19 protein-coding genes are annotated in these 15543 nt (G+C 48.4%); 8 read left to right on the forward strand and 11 right to left on the reverse strand.

What is annotated here, in order from left to right; genetic code table 11:
• Nucleotides 1-220: 220 nt before the first annotated feature.
• Genes IRJ16_RS08850 through IRJ16_RS08860 form a run of 3 tightly spaced genes read right to left on the reverse strand, consistent with a single transcriptional unit; the run spans nucleotide 221 to nucleotide 3352 of the window.
• Nucleotides 221-2485, reverse strand: coding sequence for a response regulator (locus IRJ16_RS08850; protein WP_194111191.1), 2265 nt, complete (start codon nucleotides 2483-2485; stop codon nucleotides 221-223).
• Nucleotides 2486-2522: 37 nt separating this feature from the next.
• Nucleotides 2523-3119 carry a TlpA family protein disulfide reductase gene (locus tag IRJ16_RS08855; RefSeq protein WP_194111192.1) on the reverse strand — a complete coding sequence of 199 codons (597 nt, stop codon included), beginning with the start codon at nucleotides 3117-3119 and terminating at the stop codon, nucleotides 2523-2525.
• 59 nt (nucleotides 3120-3178) lie between these two features.
• On the reverse strand, nucleotides 3179-3352 hold the full coding sequence (locus IRJ16_RS08860) for a hypothetical protein (RefSeq protein WP_194111193.1): 174 nt from the start codon (nucleotides 3350-3352) through the stop codon (nucleotides 3179-3181).
• A gap of 123 nt (nucleotides 3353-3475) precedes the next feature.
• Here IRJ16_RS08860 and IRJ16_RS08865 point away from each other — a divergent pair, with 123 nt between their 5' ends.
• The 3 genes from IRJ16_RS08865 to IRJ16_RS08875 all read left to right on the forward strand — a co-directional run bounded on the left by IRJ16_RS08865 (nucleotide 3476) and on the right by IRJ16_RS08875 (nucleotide 5821).
• Complete coding sequence (locus IRJ16_RS08865; RefSeq protein ID WP_194111194.1) at nucleotides 3476-4303, forward strand: MBL fold metallo-hydrolase; 828 nt, start codon at nucleotides 3476-3478, stop codon at nucleotides 4301-4303.
• Nucleotides 4304-4790: 487 nt separating this feature from the next.
• Nucleotides 4791-5063, forward strand: a complete 273-nt coding sequence (locus IRJ16_RS08870) for a hypothetical protein (protein WP_194111195.1) — start codon at nucleotides 4791-4793, stop codon at nucleotides 5061-5063.
• On the forward strand, nucleotides 5060-5821 hold the full coding sequence (locus tag IRJ16_RS08875; RefSeq protein ID WP_194111196.1) for an MBL fold metallo-hydrolase: 762 nt from the start codon (nucleotides 5060-5062) through the stop codon (nucleotides 5819-5821). The genes IRJ16_RS08870 and IRJ16_RS08875 overlap by 4 nt, the downstream gene beginning before the upstream one ends.
• A 111-nt stretch (nucleotides 5822-5932) precedes the next feature.
• On the opposite strand, the gene IRJ16_RS08880 is transcribed toward IRJ16_RS08875, so the two are convergent.
• The 8 genes from IRJ16_RS08880 to IRJ16_RS08915 form a co-directional block, all read right to left on the reverse strand.
• Nucleotides 5933-7186 (reverse strand): flavin monoamine oxidase family protein, encoded by a 1254-nt coding sequence (locus IRJ16_RS08880; RefSeq protein ID WP_194111197.1) that lies wholly within the window; start codon nucleotides 7184-7186, stop codon nucleotides 5933-5935.
• A gap of 59 nt (nucleotides 7187-7245) precedes the next feature.
• Nucleotides 7246-7599 (reverse strand): helix-turn-helix domain-containing protein, encoded by a 354-nt coding sequence (locus tag IRJ16_RS08885; RefSeq protein ID WP_194111198.1) that lies wholly within the window; start codon nucleotides 7597-7599, stop codon nucleotides 7246-7248.
• A gap of 69 nt (nucleotides 7600-7668) precedes the next feature.
• A complete protein-coding gene (locus IRJ16_RS08890; RefSeq protein ID WP_194111199.1) occupies nucleotides 7669-8439 on the reverse strand; it encodes a hypothetical protein in 771 nt (256 codons plus the stop codon).
• Nucleotides 8440-8490: 51 nt separating this feature from the next.
• Nucleotides 8491-9258 carry a hypothetical protein gene (locus tag IRJ16_RS08895; protein WP_194111200.1) on the reverse strand — a complete coding sequence of 256 codons (768 nt, stop codon included), beginning with the start codon at nucleotides 9256-9258 and terminating at the stop codon, nucleotides 8491-8493.
• A 28-nt stretch (nucleotides 9259-9286) separates the two neighbouring features.
• Nucleotides 9287-9589: a hypothetical protein gene (locus tag IRJ16_RS08900; RefSeq protein WP_194111201.1), complete on the reverse strand. Its 303-nt coding sequence runs from the start codon at nucleotides 9587-9589 to the stop codon at nucleotides 9287-9289.
• 27 nt (nucleotides 9590-9616) lie between these two features.
• A complete protein-coding gene (locus IRJ16_RS08905) occupies nucleotides 9617-9919 on the reverse strand; it encodes a hypothetical protein (protein WP_194111202.1) in 303 nt (100 codons plus the stop codon).
• Nucleotides 9920-10084: 165 nt separating this feature from the next.
• Entirely contained in the window at nucleotides 10085-10429 is a 345-nt protein-coding gene (locus IRJ16_RS08910; RefSeq protein ID WP_194111203.1) for a hypothetical protein, read from the reverse strand.
• A 7-nt stretch (nucleotides 10430-10436) separates the two neighbouring features.
• On the reverse strand, nucleotides 10437-11138 hold the full coding sequence (locus tag IRJ16_RS08915) for a S24 family peptidase (RefSeq protein WP_194111204.1): 702 nt from the start codon (nucleotides 11136-11138) through the stop codon (nucleotides 10437-10439).
• A 127-nt stretch (nucleotides 11139-11265) separates the two neighbouring features.
• Here IRJ16_RS08915 and IRJ16_RS08920 point away from each other — a divergent pair, with 127 nt between their 5' ends.
• The 5 genes from IRJ16_RS08920 (at nucleotide 11266) to IRJ16_RS08940 (ending at nucleotide 15364) form a co-directional block, all read left to right on the forward strand.
• A complete protein-coding gene (locus tag IRJ16_RS08920; protein ID WP_194111205.1) occupies nucleotides 11266-11466 on the forward strand; it encodes a hypothetical protein in 201 nt (66 codons plus the stop codon).
• A gap of 214 nt (nucleotides 11467-11680) precedes the next feature.
• A complete protein-coding gene (locus IRJ16_RS08925; RefSeq protein ID WP_194111206.1) occupies nucleotides 11681-12100 on the forward strand; it encodes a hypothetical protein in 420 nt (139 codons plus the stop codon).
• Nucleotides 12101-12245: 145 nt separating this feature from the next.
• Nucleotides 12246-12689, forward strand: a complete 444-nt coding sequence (locus tag IRJ16_RS08930; protein WP_194111207.1) for a terminase small subunit — start codon at nucleotides 12246-12248, stop codon at nucleotides 12687-12689.
• Nucleotides 12690-13087: 398 nt separating this feature from the next.
• The gene (locus IRJ16_RS08935; RefSeq protein ID WP_194111208.1) at nucleotides 13088-14308 is read left to right on the forward strand and encodes a terminase large subunit; all 1221 of its coding nucleotides are present in this window, start codon (nucleotides 13088-13090) and stop codon (nucleotides 14306-14308) included.
• A gap of 66 nt (nucleotides 14309-14374) precedes the next feature.
• Nucleotides 14375-15364 (forward strand): hypothetical protein, encoded by a 990-nt coding sequence (locus IRJ16_RS08940; protein ID WP_194111209.1) that lies wholly within the window; start codon nucleotides 14375-14377, stop codon nucleotides 15362-15364.
• The last annotated feature ends 179 nt before the right edge of the window (nucleotides 15365-15543 follow it).

Consider the following 15543-nt stretch of genomic DNA (forward strand, 5'->3'; position numbering starts at 1 on the left):
TTGGTTGCTTTGTAGTTGGCACTGCCAGCTTAAGAATATGAGGCGAAGACCGTTAGACGGGCTTCGCCCTTTTTTTGGTCTTTTTAATCCCTCCTTGGGGAGGGGTGTGCCGGGCGAGAGCGATAGCAGGGAGGGGTTAGCCACGATGAATAGCTGACCAACCCCTCCCTGCCTTTTCAGCACGGTCAACCGCACCCCTCCCCAAGGAGGGATTTAACCACTAAACCGCCTTCTCCCCTTCAACATGCGGGTTATCATTAACCTGATCTGCACCATGATGCCATTTAGATAACCTTTGCATCAGCATTTCGGGTTTGACGGGTTTAGACACAAAATCATCCATGCCGGCATCGTAGCAGGCTTTCTCGTCATTCTCCATTACGTTAGCGGTAAGGGCTATGATCACCGGCTGCTTGATATCCAACTGCCTGATAACCTTTGTGGCTTCAAGGCCATCAAGCTCGGGCATCTGTACGTCCATAAAGACCAGGTCGTACGTTTTGTTAGAGACCGCCTGTATAGCTTCCTTGCCGTCGATAGCGATATCGGTAGTGTAGCCCAACTTTTTAAGGATCTGTTTGATCACCAGGCGGTTCACCTCGTTATCCTCGGCGGTGAGTATCTCATACGGGAAACGTTTGGCAAAATCGGTATTCAATTCGCTTACATACATTTTACCCGACGCGCGCGGCACTACCTTACGCAAGGCCGCCAGCACTTGTCGCGCCAACACCTGCTGTTTAACCGGTTTGGTCAATACAGCGCTGAACAGCGCACGGTTAGACGGACCTATCTCCTCGCTCAGCGAGCTGAGCAGGATCACCGGCAGGTCGGCCTTACGGTCGCGTATCTCGCGGGTAAGTTCCACACCATCCATCACGGGCATGAACATGTCTGTGATCACCAGATCTATTGCATTATCGGCAGCCAATATTTCCAATGCCTCTCGTCCGCTGTGTGCTATCAGTGGCTTAAGTTTCCAGTTATTGAACTGGCGCTCAAGGATATTCAGATTGGTCAGGTTATCATCCACGATCAGTACGCGTTTACCGCGCACCAGGGCGATGTCGGTATCCACTACCTCGGCCTGCTGAACCGCTCCACGGGTGAGGTCTACGGTGAATGTGAAGCGCGATCCTTTGCCGGCCTCGCTGGTCACCCCTATCTCGCCTTTCATCAATCGCACCAAGCGCTGGCAAATAGCCAGTCCGAGACCAGTACCGCCATATTTACGCGATGTGGAAGCATCAACCTGAGAGAAAGAATTGAACAACCTTGGGATCTTATCCTGCGGGATACCGATACCCGTATCAGCTATCTCGAACCCGACAACAATGTTATCACTATCCGCAGCCTTACGGCCGCAAACACGCACGCCTATCTCGCCACGCTCGGTAAATTTGAGCGCATTGCTGATCAGGTTGATCAGCACTTGCTTTAAGCGTAGCTGATCGCCGATCACATTAGCCGGGATAGCATCATCCATCTCGTAAACCAGGTCGATGCCCTGCTGGGCAGCCTTGATGCCGAACATATCCAGCACATGCTCTACCAGCTCCCTCAAATTAAATTCCATAGCTTCCAGTTCCAGGTTGCCCGACTCGATCTTAGAGAAATCCAGCACGTTATTGATCACGTGGATCAGCGTTTCGCCGCAGCCAGATATGGTCTCGGTAAACATCCGCTGCTCATCAGTAAGTTCGGTTTGCGACAGTAGGGACGACATGCCGATCACGCCGTTCATGGGTGTGCGTATCTCGTGGCTCATGGTCGCCAAAAAGATGCTCTTTTCTTGGTTGGCGCGGTCGGCAGCTTCGCGGGCAAGATCTAATTGTACAATATTGGCTTGCAGTTCGGCATTGGCCTGGGCTAATACCTCCTGGTTATGCTTACGTTCTAAAGATAGTTCGGCCTCGCGTTGCAGGTCGGCCATTTGTATAGCTTGCGATACCTGCAGCTGACTGTACTTATTTAACTGATAGGCCCACAACCCGCAAATGAACATGATGATACCGGTAAGGGTAACGTGGATGATGAAAGTTTGCAGATCAAAATAGTTGAGCTGCGTAAAATAGATCTGCGAGTAGCCGATATCCTGCAAATAGCTGAACGTTGCATGGTGCACCACCACCACCGCCACCAACGGCAATTGCAGCTTCCACTTTTGGTAAGTGATAAGCAGCGCGCTGGAGATGAAAGCAAAAAAGTGCATCTCGAACAAGCCATGCATCTGGTAAATAAATTGCGCCATGTAAACACCCAGCACCGCGCCCAGCACATACTGGTACAGGTCCGAATCGGGCAGCAGCCATTTTACCGAGTAGTAGGCCAGCAGGCAAATACCACCCACCGCAAAGGCCACCAGCCAGGTATCGTAAAAAAAGGCAAAACCCAGCCCCATTATAAAATGGCCCGGGATGAAGTAATTCATTAAACTGTCCGACCGCTCTTTTACCTGCGTGTGGTAGATCATATTGGGTGACATAGGCGTACCTGTGTTAATTGTGTTAGGTTAAGCCCGCCTACTTTTCGCAACCCGGAAGGCTGCATCCATAAGCGGTTAAAGCGTATTTGTTAAATTTGATATCTTGTTTTTTAGCCATCAGCCCCTCAAGCGCAATGCGGGCATAGCCGGTCTCTTTATCGGTACAGTAACGGCTGCGGTTGTAGTTGCCACGGTAGTAGAGCTGCTCGCCGGCATCCAGTAAAGCCACCTGCGGGGTAGAATACACGCCGCACAGATCGGCCAATTTCTGGTCGAAACTTATGGGCAGATCCAAGTCGAATTTATCGCGGATGTCATCGGCCGAATACTTTTTGGTAGTCAACACCACGATCCTAAAATCTACCTTATCGCCGTAGCCTTGCACCAGCTCTTTAAACTGCTTAATATTGAAACGCGAGCAAGGGCAATCAGGATTAAAAAAATGCAGGAACAGGGGTTTACCCGCAGTATGGGCAACACTTTGCGGCAGTTGCACCATAGTGCCGGGCTTCACCGCCACATAACCCTCGGGCACGGGTGTAGGCAACTGGTAGCGGAATTCGGCATACCAAAATATACCGCCCACCACACCTATCAGTAACAGCAGCCAAACAGACACCAGCGTTTTTTTCATACTTATTGTTTCAAAATAGATAGTGTTGTTAAAACCTAACAGCCTGGCAGCGTTAAGTTTTAACGGATACCGAACCTGCCGGGCTTGTTTGCCGGATAGAGATCTGGACCAACAATACCTACCAAGGTAAGGTTAGCATTGGGCCAAACGGCAGCAATACAACCGTCAAACTTACGAATGTTTAACACTATGGGTTTTAAGATCACCAATATTACAACCTGCAGGAATGCCATTTTACAACTATTACATTTAAATCGTCATCAAATTAAAATGGAATTAAAATACACCGGCAATGCTAAAATTTTTGACACAGCTGATGGTAGCTAAGCCAAAAAATTGGTTATTTTGCATCAGCTATGTCGGTATATATTTGTTCACTTAATTCGGGCAGTAACGGTAACTGTTATTACGTTGGCGATGAGCGCGATGCCGTGCTGATAGATGCAGGCCTGTCTTGCCGCGAGACCGAGAAGCGTATGCTCCGTGCCGGGCTGAGCATGAGCAAAGTGCGAGCTATATTTGTATCGCACGAGCATTCTGACCATATCCGCGGTATCCCCGTTATCGCTAAAAAATATGACCTGCCGGTGTACATCACCCAGGGCACGTTCAGCAATTCCAGCTTTTTACGTTTAGAGCTTGACCGGCAATATTTTGTGCGATTGACCGCCTTTGCCGAAGTACGCATCGGCGACCTGTGCATCACCGCCTTCCCGAAGATCCACGACGCCATGGACCCGCACAGCTTTATCGTTACCCGTGGCGATATCAAGATCGGCATATTCACCGACCTTGGCCGCTGCTGCGATAACCTGATCGCCTATTTTAAGCAATGCCACGCCGCATTCCTGGAGGCCAACTACGACGAGGCCATGTTGGACGGCGGCCGCTACCCATGGCACCTAAAGCAACGCATCCGTGGTGGCAGGGGCCATATATCTAACCGCGAGGCTTTGCAGTTGTTCCTGGACCACCGCCCGCCGCACCTGAGCCACCTGCTGCTGGCCCACCTATCGCAAGACAATAACTGCCCCGACCTGGTTCAGCGCCTGTTCAATGACCATGCCAACGGCGTACACGTAACCGTAGCATCGCGCCATGTGGAATCGGCTGTTTATTGTATCGGTACGGATAGTATTGGGGCCGAGGTGAGGAAGGTGGAGCAGCTGGTGTTTGGGTTTTAAATGGTTGATAATTTGTAAATTTACTTTATGTCCAAGGAACCGATCAAATATGTTAAGTATGATAATGTGATCATACAAATGATAATGGATAAAAGACGTATTTTAGAAGCGATACAAAACGGTCAAGACCTGTCAAACTTAGAGGGTATTAAGATAGTCTCGCCTATTCCAGCTCCCCTTCGAGAGCAAAAATAACCACACGGGGAACGTACCTGCCCCGCCAGCATTTCATTAGGATAGGTAGTGTGCTCTATCATCGTCAGTGGATGTTCTTTTTATTTTTCCGCAAAAAAAAAGAACCAAAAAGAAAACTCCCGGCTGTGGGACTTTCCTACCAACGGCCTGTGCTTAGGCAGGTGCAGTAGCTTCCGGAAATTCCCAAGGCCGGTTCAGTAAGGTTATTAAGGGTTCTTCTGCACAAGTTGTATTTGCATATTCGCACACCTGCACATCCTCTCATCCACATAAATTTCCTACTTTTGAATATATGCTTACCGCAACTAATCATACGCTGGAGAAACTGGAACTGCTGCTGAAGTCGGCGGGGTACCGAGTGCGGTACGAGCGGGGGAACTTTAAAAGTAACTCGTGCCTGTTGCAGCATAATAAGATGGTGGTGATCAACAAGTTCAGCAACCTCGAGAGCCGCATCAGCGCTATGGCCGAACTGGCCCGTACGCTGGAAATGGACGCAAACTTGCTGGACGATAAACAGCTGGCCTTTCTGCAACAACTAAAACAAACATCCTTAGCCCTGTGAAACTGACTTTTTTAGGTACCGGAACTTCTCAGGGTGTCCCTGTCATCGCTTGCGATTGCGCGGTCTGCACGTCAGACGATGCCCGGGATAAGCGCCTGCGTACCTCGGTGATGTTATCACACGAGGGGCGGAATGTGGTGATCGATTCCGGCCCCGACTTCCGTTACCAGATGCTGCGTGCTAAAGTGAAACGTTTGGACGCTATCCTTTTTACCCACGAGCATAAGGACCACATTGCCGGATTGGACGATATCCGCGCGTTCAACTACTTTCAAAAACAGGCTATCGACGTATATGCCGACCCGCGTGTTCAGGATGCCCTGAAAAGAGAGTTCTCTTACATCTTCCACGACTATAAATATCCAGGCATCCCCGAGCTGAACCTGCACGCCATCGGCTTGGACCCATTTGAAGCTGCGGGCATCCATTTCACCCCTATCGAGGTGATGCACTACAAACTTCCGGTCCTTGGTTTCCGCATTGGCGATCTTACTTATATCACCGATGCCAAGACCGTCACCGACAAGGAGAAGAAAAAGATCAAAGGCAGCAAAATATTGATCATCAACGCGCTGCAGTTCGACAGCCATATCTCGCATTTTACTTTTGATGAAGCGATCGACTTCGCTAAAGAGATCGGTCCAGAGATGACTTACTTTACCCACATCAGTCACCGCCTTGGTCGGCATGAGAATATTACGCGGCAGTTGCCTGATAATATCAGGCTGGCGTATGATGGGTTGGAGTTGTATTTTTAGCTATTTTGTCTGAACCGCTGATTTGAATGATTAAAATGATTCCATTGATTGTCGTGATCGGCTAATTGATACATCTTGTCGCAATCAGCGAAATCAAAGAAATCATTCAAATCAGCGGTTCAGACAATTCACCCCACTATTCAACGCAGCCTCCACTGTCCCCATAGCAGGGCCATCATAAAGATACTCACCTGCAAAAAATACGGTGTCATTGATCGGTTGGCTGATCACCTTGCGGGCTTCATCACTGCCTATCATATCGTAAGCATAAGATCCGCGAGTGTATGGGTCGGCGGTCCAGTTGGCTACGCGCCATGTGGTGAGTTTGCCTTTCAGTAGTTCGATGTCGATATGGAAGGCATTGGCTAAGGAGGTTAGGCCCAGTTGGTATAATTCATCGTCAGGGGCATTTTTTAAGGCAAGGGCCGGGTTGCCACCCAGCCAACCGGTGAGTAAGGGGTCGCCGTTGCCTTGTGTCCACCAGGTGGGGATGGCTTCGTCGGTGAACAGGAATGATGTCCCGCTGATGCCAAGCTCGTCCTCCCAAAATGCGGTATCGAATTGGAATAATATTTTAATGATCGAACCGAAACCGATGTGTTTGAAAGCCGCCTGATATTTAGGTACAGGTGGATGGAACTTGACCGCCCCCTGTTGCAATACGCCCAAAGGCAAAGCAACGATCAGTTTTTGCGCTTGATAGGTATCGCCATTACTTGTCACTACCCGCACATCGCCGGGAGCGTGGTAAATATCGGTCACTTCGGCACCTAAGTGAACAGTGCCGCCATTGGTTTTTATCTGCGAGGACAGATAGCCTATCATAGCGCAATAACCGTCGGGGATATGGTGCTGGGCACCTTCGACCTCGGCTTGCCATTCTTTACGGAGGGCAAAGGCGCCGGCTTTCTCGGGGTCGGCGGTATCGTAGCCGGCCACAAATTGCAATACCGACCTGGTGACTGCAACATAACGCTCATCGCCAAAGTGCTGCCGCATAAATTGGGCTATGGGTTGGTCCTGCTCCAGCTCTGCCAGCTTTTGCATAACAATATCCCAATGCTCCACCTGTTCCTCCTCGGGGCGAAATTGGCCGTCGCGGTAGCGCCACGTCTGCATATCGAAGGGTTGGGTGGCTATGTCGGCTTCTTTCAGCAGATCAAGGGTAACGGGCAGGTCGCCATGAATAAATTCGGCCCCCAACTCGGCCTTGGTAAAGAACGAGGTATTGCTGATGGTATTGATGCGGCCACCGGTACGGTTACGTGCCTCTAACACGGTGACGGTGTTGCCCGCCAAGGCCAAAGTACGCGCCGCCATCAAACCAGCCGCGCCCGCGCCGATGATGATCATATTGCTTTCCATAAAAGTAGATGGTGCAAGGTACAGAACTTTACCCGATCTAACTATAAAGAAAAGGTGATCTACCCGGCCTGCTGCAAACCTTTCATCTCCTTCAACTCCAGTTCGTAAGCACGCATGCGGGCGTGCAGGATGTCTACCTCGGTACGGAGCATCTGTATCTCGGTGATCAGCTTGGTCGATTCGGGTTTTAGGATCTGCTTATCGCCCGTGCCCAAGATCAGCCACTCGGGCGAGTATTTCAGCTGGAAGCACAGCTTGCTGATCAGATAGTAACTCACATCCTGCTTTTTGTTGATCACCTTGCTGATAAAACCCTGATCTACGCCAATAAGGTTGGCCAGGGCCAATTGCCCGCCATGGTCTTTTACAATAACCTTAATGCGCTTTACCACGCCATCGTCTGTTGCTGCCATTGGGTATTTAGAGTGATGTGTGGTGCAATGATAAAAAAAATGACGCTAAGGGGTGCGGATAAAAGATCACTAATAAAAAAAGATCAGTTCAGAGACCTGGTTGCTCAGCGGCATTAAACTAGTGGACCAGGCCCTGTTCACGTTAGCTATCTGTTGCCCCCTGATGGTGTAAGCCAAAATACGGTGCTCAGTAGCGTAGTTGTGCATTACAACCTTAACGCGGGTAGGCAAGCGGTCGGCACCCTGCCAAACCAAGCTATCGAAAGGGTAGCTTGAGATACCTAAAACATCTGATGCTATCCATGGGTTAACAAAACATTTTTCGGATGGCTCTGATAGCGTTGTGGTTGATCGCAAGGTTTTAGTAACCGGGTCGCTCACCACTATTTGGGCCAATATGCCCTCGGCATTATACGTGTAAACGCGTAACTCGGGCTGGCCGGTGGTCGTTTTGGTCTCGGCCGTTGCTATCTTACCCTTGCTGTCGTACGTAACTTGCCACGCGGTGATCAGCGTGCCCCTCTGGTCGTAAATATCGGCGGCTGTCATTTTACCGGCTGCATCGTAAACATAGTCGCAGCGGCCTCCGTTAGCTGCATAGTCAATAGTGGTCAGTCGCCCGCTCTCGTATTTCATAACCGTTGTGTATCCACCATTTACCCGGCGTATCAGTTGCCGGGCATCGTTATACCCATAATTGGTTCGCATACCGAGCCGGGGTTTGCCATCGTAGTCGATATCATTAACTTCTACTTTTATGATCGGCAGATCGGTATACTCTTGTGCCGGTTCGGTTTTGTCTTTTTTGCACGATAGCTGCAGCAAGATGAGCAGCAGCATTGTTAAGCAAGATAATTTACGTTCCATTTTAAGGTCAAGTTCAGCTCTGTATCAATAAAACAATAAAAAGGCCTCGCTACTGTTACCGTAACTGCCCGATCTGGCAATATCGATATTAGTTATAGTACGGCCCGACAGCTGCAACCGGTAGGTATAAGTATTTACAAAACCATAGTTGCTGGTGTGGTGTATGCGCAGCGGCAACCTTTTAGCATCGGTGATCAACAGCGGATGAAAACGGCAAATATCGGTTTGGATGAAGTCGCTGATCACCCAGGGATCAAAGTTACATTCGGCCGAGTAGTTCTGTAAAAGAACTGTGTCCCTATCTGCATTTTGCTGCAAGCCGTAGGTCACTATCCTGCTCAGCTGCCCTTCGGCGTCATATGTATATTGGTTGGATCTGCTGTTGCCTGCCGAAAGTTTGTCTATCTCGTCTATTTGCGATACCCTGCCGGCAGTATTGTAACTAAATTTAAACTGCCGTGTCAGCCCCATGGGGTTAAATTCATTTTCGGCTACTATCTTTCCGTTCTCTCTTTCAAATGAGGTATAAGTTTGGCTACTAACGTCTATCCTTGATAGCTGCCCTCCGGTATAAGTGTAGTTGTTCTCGATCTGTGCAGAGCCCCTTTGTACGGCCCTTTGCATCAGCTTGTTTTGGGCATCATAACTGTAAGCCCAAACATCGCGTCCGCTAAATACCGACTTTAACGGGCGGTAAGCATCGGGGGCGGGATCGGCGGTGTCTTTCTTTTTACAGGATAGCTGCGTTAACGTCAGCAGCAACAAACAGGTGTAGGCAGATAGTAGTTTCATCGCCCCCAATATAGCAAAGATGGGTCAGCTACCGCGTAACTTTTTGTTTAGCCGCCAGCTCATCCAGCCGGCGCTCGTATGTGGCGGCATCCATCAGCTTATCTGCATAGTCGGTTTGCAGGCGGTTAAGCTCGCGCAGTACGGCCGGGTTGCTTTTATGCTGATCTTGCAATTGCTCGTGCTTCAAATTAGCCGACCGCTCTTTAAGGAGTGGTTGCACGTTCTGGTTATGCGTCATCATCTGCTCAAAGCCGGTGGTATGGCGTTTGCGAAAGATGAGCGCGAAGGCCAGCAGCACCAGGCCGAAAGCAAGCAGAACGATAATGGTCATTGGTTGGGGTATTATTTTTGACGCAAGTTACAATTCTACCTGGAGTTGGTTGATCATCAGATCCAACTTTTGGTTGTATTGTTGAATAGTAATGCGGTTATCCTTGTAGGCAGCCATCAGAGCCTCCAGGCGGTCATTCTGTTGGGTGTCTGTTACTGTAGCCTGTTGGAGGCGGTTAACCTTTAGTTGGGTCGATCGTTGCAGCATTAGCGGCACCACGTTGGTATTGTTCTCCATCATATTACCGGCATCGCGCCTGTTCTTAAAAGCAAAAAAAACTACACCCGCTACTATCACTCCGCCCACAATGGCGACCGTACTCATTTCCATCCTGTCTATTAGTTTGTTTGGTTTATCAGATCAAAAATAAAATATTTATAAGATAATTTTTATCGACTATAGAAATTTTAGCCATAAAACGGCATACCAAAACACGCTTTTGTTCAAAAACGGCCCTAACTCACTTGTATAGACATTCTTAGGATAAATATTTTTTTAATGACTGTCCCCTTTTTGTCCACAGGCGTGGATATTTTTTTTCCAGGAGAACATATTACCCACAACCAGTAGCGCTAAAACGATACCCATAACACTACCGTGAATGGCCGCGGCCGTTAAACGTTGGCGAAGAAAGATCGTATTTGCAACCCCCAAAGCTAAATTTAGCAGCAAGCCGACACAGGCTATCATAAAGAATAGGATCGATAATGATATGCCCACCGACGGTGTACAAGGCCCCGACCCGCCGCCGAAAGCAAGAGCCAGTACCAGCAGCGGGGTTGTGATCAAATAATAAACGACCGTCCGCTGCGGCGGACCTTCCTGCGGCAGCCAGCGCATGTTTTAATTAATGGTTATGCTTTTTGTGGATGTCTTTCACCAGGCACAGCTTTTTGATATCTTCCAGCCTGATGGTAAAAGGCGCATATTTTAGGCGGTTGCCGATCATCTCGGTCACATTGTCCGAGTGGGCTATCACCTCGTCGGGGCTGTCGCCGGCCAGTAGGCGCTTGTACATACGGTAATCGCCCCACTCTATATAATATACCTCGCCGGGCAGGATCTTCATATCACGGATGATCTTGAGGGCCACCCAACAGCCATTCTCCAAATAAGGATACATGGAGTGCCCCCAAACCGGCAGCGCGAAATCGCAATCCTCTATCCCCGGGAAATTCATGTGGCCTACGGGATTAGCATCGTTAATGTCGTTATAAACCTCGACACCACTGGCCGTGGCTACCACCTCGAACATCGGTATGCCTATGAAAGTACTGCCTGTGGTATTTGTAGCGGCTAACTCCTGTTTCTTGAAAGGTGATAAAAATTCTTTATACTCCTCTTTAAATTTCTTTAATTTTTCAGGGTCTATATTTTGACGACTCTTGATGATCTCGGTGATACTGGCCGGCGAATTAAAGCCCAGCACCTCGGCCAGCTGAATATTGCCCGTAAAGGCCTTTCCGCGCAGCTGATTGTATAAAATGATAAACTCCAGAGTTTCAGGGCGTACCGTTTTTATTTTGTTTGGTTTGTCGGGTGTATCCATGGCGTCAAAAAAATATTTTAAATTTTTCTTGATTTATATAAAGAATTTTCTTTATATTTGTAATGTCAATATTCAAAGATATAAAAACATCTCTTGAATACAATTACAGAAATAAAACTTCACCGCTATGCACATCGCTTACTCCGCCATCCGCAACAACCGCAACGCAAAACAAAGCCCCGCATTGGCCCGCTACCAGGGTTACCTGTCCGCCTGCCAAAAACACGAGCAGACCATTGCCGAGATAAGGAAGTATATGCCGGAATTTACCCCGCAACACCCTGCACGAGGAGTTAGCAGCGGGCAGTTGGCGGTAAACAACCAATAACACACTCCCCCGCCCTCTTTCCGCCAAAGGCGAAGAGAGGGCACGACGACCGCCGAAGGCGGTACGTCGGGGTGAGTAGACCGGCGAGCAGAGCGGTTATGCATTGCCGCCGAGTTGACTCACCCGACATCGCTTAGCTCGCCACCCTCTTGGCCTTCGGCGGAAAGAGCGGCTTGAAAAAACAAAACACAATAAACCAACATAACCATTCCCCATGGCAACCATAAAAATACCACACAAATTACGTAACGAGCTTTGGTGGCTCGTTATATCGGTCGACTTTGATTACAGTCGCATAGCCATTGCCGATCACGAGATCAATGGCGAACACATTACCTTTTGGCTCGAGGACAAGCATAACTATAAGAATTCCTTAGACGAGTGCTTAAATCTGGACATTCAACTACGCCAGTTTGCCAAGCTGATCCGCGAGCAGGGCTTTAACAGCTACGAGGCTACAAAAATGCACGCCGATAAAAAGTTCAGCTATCGCAAGCGGGTCGACATCAATAACCCGATCAGCTGGTACCGCGACGACGCCTCGCCTACCGAGCAGACCTGGGCGCGCGAGGCCATGCTGAAAGCTATCCTAACACAACTGATCGAGACAGAGGTACACGCCGGTAATATTTAGCAAAGCATATATGCCCAACAGCATAAATATCACATCACATAAGTTGAAAAAAAATGCTAAATATATTTGCAAATGAAATTTATTCTCCGTACCTTTATATCAATCAAATGCCGATCGGCATTTTAAACATAAAAACCTTATCATCATGCTTTTCACCACTACCCATCAATTGGATAGCCTTATTGATGCCTATTTTACGCATATAGCCGGCGAGTACAAGCTGGAACCTACCACATCGCGCAGCAAAAAAGCCGAGCCGCAAAAGATCTGGATCCGCCAGCCCGAGCCGCCCACCATTACAGGATTGATCCTGTTTTTGGGGATAGAAAGCCGGGATGCCTTTGATAAAAAGGAACGCAGGGGCAAATTCGCCGTCATCCTTAAACGGGCCAGGCTACGTATCGAAGCCGAGTACGAAAAGAAACTGCACCAACACACCCACGGCGGCGCCGTTTTCGCCCTCAAAAACCTGGGCTGGAACGACAAAGACAAGGCCGACCAAAAGCCCATGCCCCGCAAAATGAAGATCATTGTAGAGGGCGAGAACGCCCCGCCGCTGGCGGCGGCTGAAGGGGATGTGGTGATGTAGGGCTTTCGAGTTCATGGTTAATGGTTCATAGATCATGGTAGGAGGCAATCACTGCGAGTGAACTACCCCTTATCAAAGCAAGTGCAAATTGCACTGCCTCTGCTTTCCCCTATTTTAGGGGAACACCACAGACACTGCTTTTAGCAGAAACTTTAATAAGGGGTAAATGGCGAGCCCCACTGGCTCAGTAAAAACCGACAAGCCCAGGTTCCCCCTCTCGAGAGGGGACGCACTTAACTATCATAAAGCACAAACTTACATAGGGTGTGTTATCGCAGACCTTACAAACTGAACACACCCCTCTCAAGAGGGGAAGCGCGACTTTAAAGCATTGTAGACCGACACAAAAAAAATCGGTGAAATCAAAAAAACATCGGTGAAATCACGACAAAAAAAACATGAAAGGACTTTCAACCTCAACCTTATTTCAACAGAACTACAACGCCAACACGCATGTGGTGGTAAACCAGGGCGGCACCAGTTCGGGTAAAACTTATGCTATTTTGCAGGTTCTCTTTTGCATGGCTTGTGCCGAGGAAGGCATGGTGATCACCGTTGTCGGGCAGGACATACCTAACCTAAAGGCGGGCGCTTTGCGGGATGCCTTGACCATCTACAAAAACTCTGCCCTGCTGCAACGCTGGGTGGCTAATTACAACCGTAGCGACAGGGTGTTCGAATTTGTGAATGGTAGCATTATCGAGTTCAATAGTTACCACGACGGGCAGGATGCTAAGTCGGGCAAGCGCGACTACCTCTTTATTAACGAGGCCAACGGTGTGGACCATGCCATTTATACCGAGTTGGCTTTGCGCACCAAACGGCGGGTGTATATTGATTATAACCCAACGGCGGCCTTTTGGGTGCATGATAAATTGCTGGGCAAGCCCGATGTGCAGCTGATCATATCCGACCATAGGCACAATCCGTTTTGTGACGATGGCATGCGCAAACGCATCGAGGCATTAAAAGAAGAGAACATCGAACTGTGGAAGGTGTATGCCCGTGGCCTCACCGGCAAAGTGACCGGGCTGGTATTAGGCAACTGGCACATTTGCGAGGAGATACCCGAACATGCCAAACGCCTTGCCTGCGGACTGGACTTTGGCTTTACTAACGACCAGACAGGCTGTATTGAAGTGTTTATGCAGAACGGCCAGCTTTGGGTGAAAGAGTTGTTTTACGAGCGCGGCCTGACCAACCCCGACATCGGGCGCAAGCTGACCGAGAACGGCGTGGACAAACAAATGCTGATCATTGCCGACAGTGCCGAACCAAAATCGATAGAAGAGCTTAGGCGCATGGGCTGGAATATGACCGGTGCCATGAAAGGTCCGGGAACGGTGAACCTTTCTATAGATATCCTGAAGCGTTACCGCATCAACATCACCCGCTGCAGCGTGAACCTGATCGCTGAATTAGGCAAATACAAATGGAAGACCGACAAGAACGGACGCACTTTTAACGAACCCATGGATGGCTTTAACCACCTGATAGATCCTCTGCGATACATCGCCCTGAATAAATTACGGGTGAACACCATCAGGCGCAGCCGATCTAAACTACCCTGGAAAGAGCCGAATTTTGGGGCAAGGGATTATGATATGGCGCTTTTTTAAATATTTTAAGCCCCTTCGTTATTTCAACTATTTATGCTATTATTGCTAATAACTTTAGTCAAAAAAATGAAAAAGATATACCTTACCATACAATTTTTAATATTCACCGTATTTGCTTTTGGACAATTTGGCAAAATAAAGGAAAACCCCAAGGCTTACATCGGCAAAATGTTCCGAATAGATACAGTTAGGGCCCAGCTTCGAAAATATGGTTACGACCGCTTCGCGTGGGATGTAACGAAACATACATTAGATGGCGGGAATGTCCCATTCGCTACAACAGAACATCCCACAAGCTCAGCATATTCCGCATTGGTCAACAAAGTATTTACGTGTATCGATGCCGGCGAAGATAAATATTTAGGTGGTTATTCTTACAAATACTTAAAACTGCAAGCACCTAATTTAGGGATCATATACTATCGTTACCAATATAAATATGACCTTAACGAATTGCAATATCTGGTGAATATAGAGGAAGAGGTTGTAACAAAAGCGAAAACCGCCGATGGTGCAAGATCGCTTAAAAATTCGGCCGACTCGCTTAATAACATCTACACCGGTAAACCCCTTTGGCTCAGAAGTGGTGCATTGATCACTTATACCACATTGAACGGTAAATTTACCAATATCCACGACGACAATTTAAGATTCATGCCTGTTATGGTCGACTCCGTTGGACTGGCTATCTCCCATTTGACTCCTTTTAGGATCTATATACGGACGTCGACAGGTTTAAGGGCCTTCTTCAACTTTGAAGAGCGTAAGGGGCTTTGGTACGGCGAGGCAAGCGGTGGGAATGAACGGCAACATTTAGATCAGGTATTGTATTTAAAAGACCCTGTAAAGATCTATAAACTTAGTGCGGCAGACTTACAAACAATAAAAAAAGGAGTTATAAGGCTGGGAATGCGCCGCGATATAGTTAGGTTGATCAAGGGAGATCCAAATAAGATCAACAATACCTACTACGGCAACAACCACGACGAGCAGTGGGTTTATTACAACTCGTATTACTACTTCACAAACGGCATTTTAAAAACGGTGCAGAACTGATAAGTTCTTTACAGCCAAAGATCTAAACTTTATCTTTTTACAGATACAGGTGGCCACGCCCTTGCACCCGAAAATTGCATTTTATCGACCAAGATCAGGCTATTATTTACATCACTATGGCAATGCAATACGCCATCTGCCCAATCTGTTCCATGGATCGGACGGGCGGATACATACTT

Origin of the sequence: Mucilaginibacter myungsuensis (assembly GCF_015222005.1) — a bacterium.
GTDB classification, from domain to species: domain Bacteria; phylum Bacteroidota; class Bacteroidia; order Sphingobacteriales; family Sphingobacteriaceae; genus Mucilaginibacter; species Mucilaginibacter myungsuensis.

Coding starts and splice junctions, on each gene's coding strand:
- IRJ16_RS08850 (WP_194111191.1), bottom strand. CDS start 2,485: ATGTCACCCAATATGATCTACCACACGCAGGTAAAAGAGCGGTCGGAC.
- IRJ16_RS08855 (WP_194111192.1), bottom strand. CDS start 3,119: ATGAAAAAAACGCTGGTGTCTGTTTGGCTGCTGTTACTGATAGGTGTG.
- IRJ16_RS08860 (WP_194111193.1), bottom strand. CDS start 3,352: ATGGCATTCCTGCAGGTTGTAATATTGGTGATCTTAAAACCCATAGTG.
- IRJ16_RS08865 (WP_194111194.1), top strand. CDS start 3,476: ATGTCGGTATATATTTGTTCACTTAATTCGGGCAGTAACGGTAACTGT.
- IRJ16_RS08870 (WP_194111195.1), top strand. CDS start 4,791: ATGCTTACCGCAACTAATCATACGCTGGAGAAACTGGAACTGCTGCTG.
- IRJ16_RS08880 (WP_194111197.1), bottom strand. CDS start 7,186: ATGGAAAGCAATATGATCATCATCGGCGCGGGCGCGGCTGGTTTGATG.
- IRJ16_RS08885 (WP_194111198.1), bottom strand. CDS start 7,599: ATGGCAGCAACAGACGATGGCGTGGTAAAGCGCATTAAGGTTATTGTA.
- IRJ16_RS08890 (WP_194111199.1), bottom strand. CDS start 8,439: ATGCTGCTGCTCATCTTGCTGCAGCTATCGTGCAAAAAAGACAAAACC.
- IRJ16_RS08895 (WP_194111200.1), bottom strand. CDS start 9,258: ATGAAACTACTATCTGCCTACACCTGTTTGTTGCTGCTGACGTTAACG.
- IRJ16_RS08900 (WP_194111201.1), bottom strand. CDS start 9,589: ATGACCATTATCGTTCTGCTTGCTTTCGGCCTGGTGCTGCTGGCCTTC.
- IRJ16_RS08905 (WP_194111202.1), bottom strand. CDS start 9,919: ATGGAAATGAGTACGGTCGCCATTGTGGGCGGAGTGATAGTAGCGGGT.
- IRJ16_RS08910 (WP_194111203.1), bottom strand. CDS start 10,429: ATGCGCTGGCTGCCGCAGGAAGGTCCGCCGCAGCGGACGGTCGTTTAT.
- IRJ16_RS08915 (WP_194111204.1), bottom strand. CDS start 11,138: ATGGATACACCCGACAAACCAAACAAAATAAAAACGGTACGCCCTGAA.
- IRJ16_RS08920 (WP_194111205.1), top strand. CDS start 11,266: ATGCACATCGCTTACTCCGCCATCCGCAACAACCGCAACGCAAAACAA.
- IRJ16_RS08925 (WP_194111206.1), top strand. CDS start 11,681: ATGGCAACCATAAAAATACCACACAAATTACGTAACGAGCTTTGGTGG.
- IRJ16_RS08930 (WP_194111207.1), top strand. CDS start 12,246: ATGCTTTTCACCACTACCCATCAATTGGATAGCCTTATTGATGCCTAT.
- IRJ16_RS08935 (WP_194111208.1), top strand. CDS start 13,088: ATGAAAGGACTTTCAACCTCAACCTTATTTCAACAGAACTACAACGCC.
- IRJ16_RS08940 (WP_194111209.1), top strand. CDS start 14,375: ATGAAAAAGATATACCTTACCATACAATTTTTAATATTCACCGTATTT.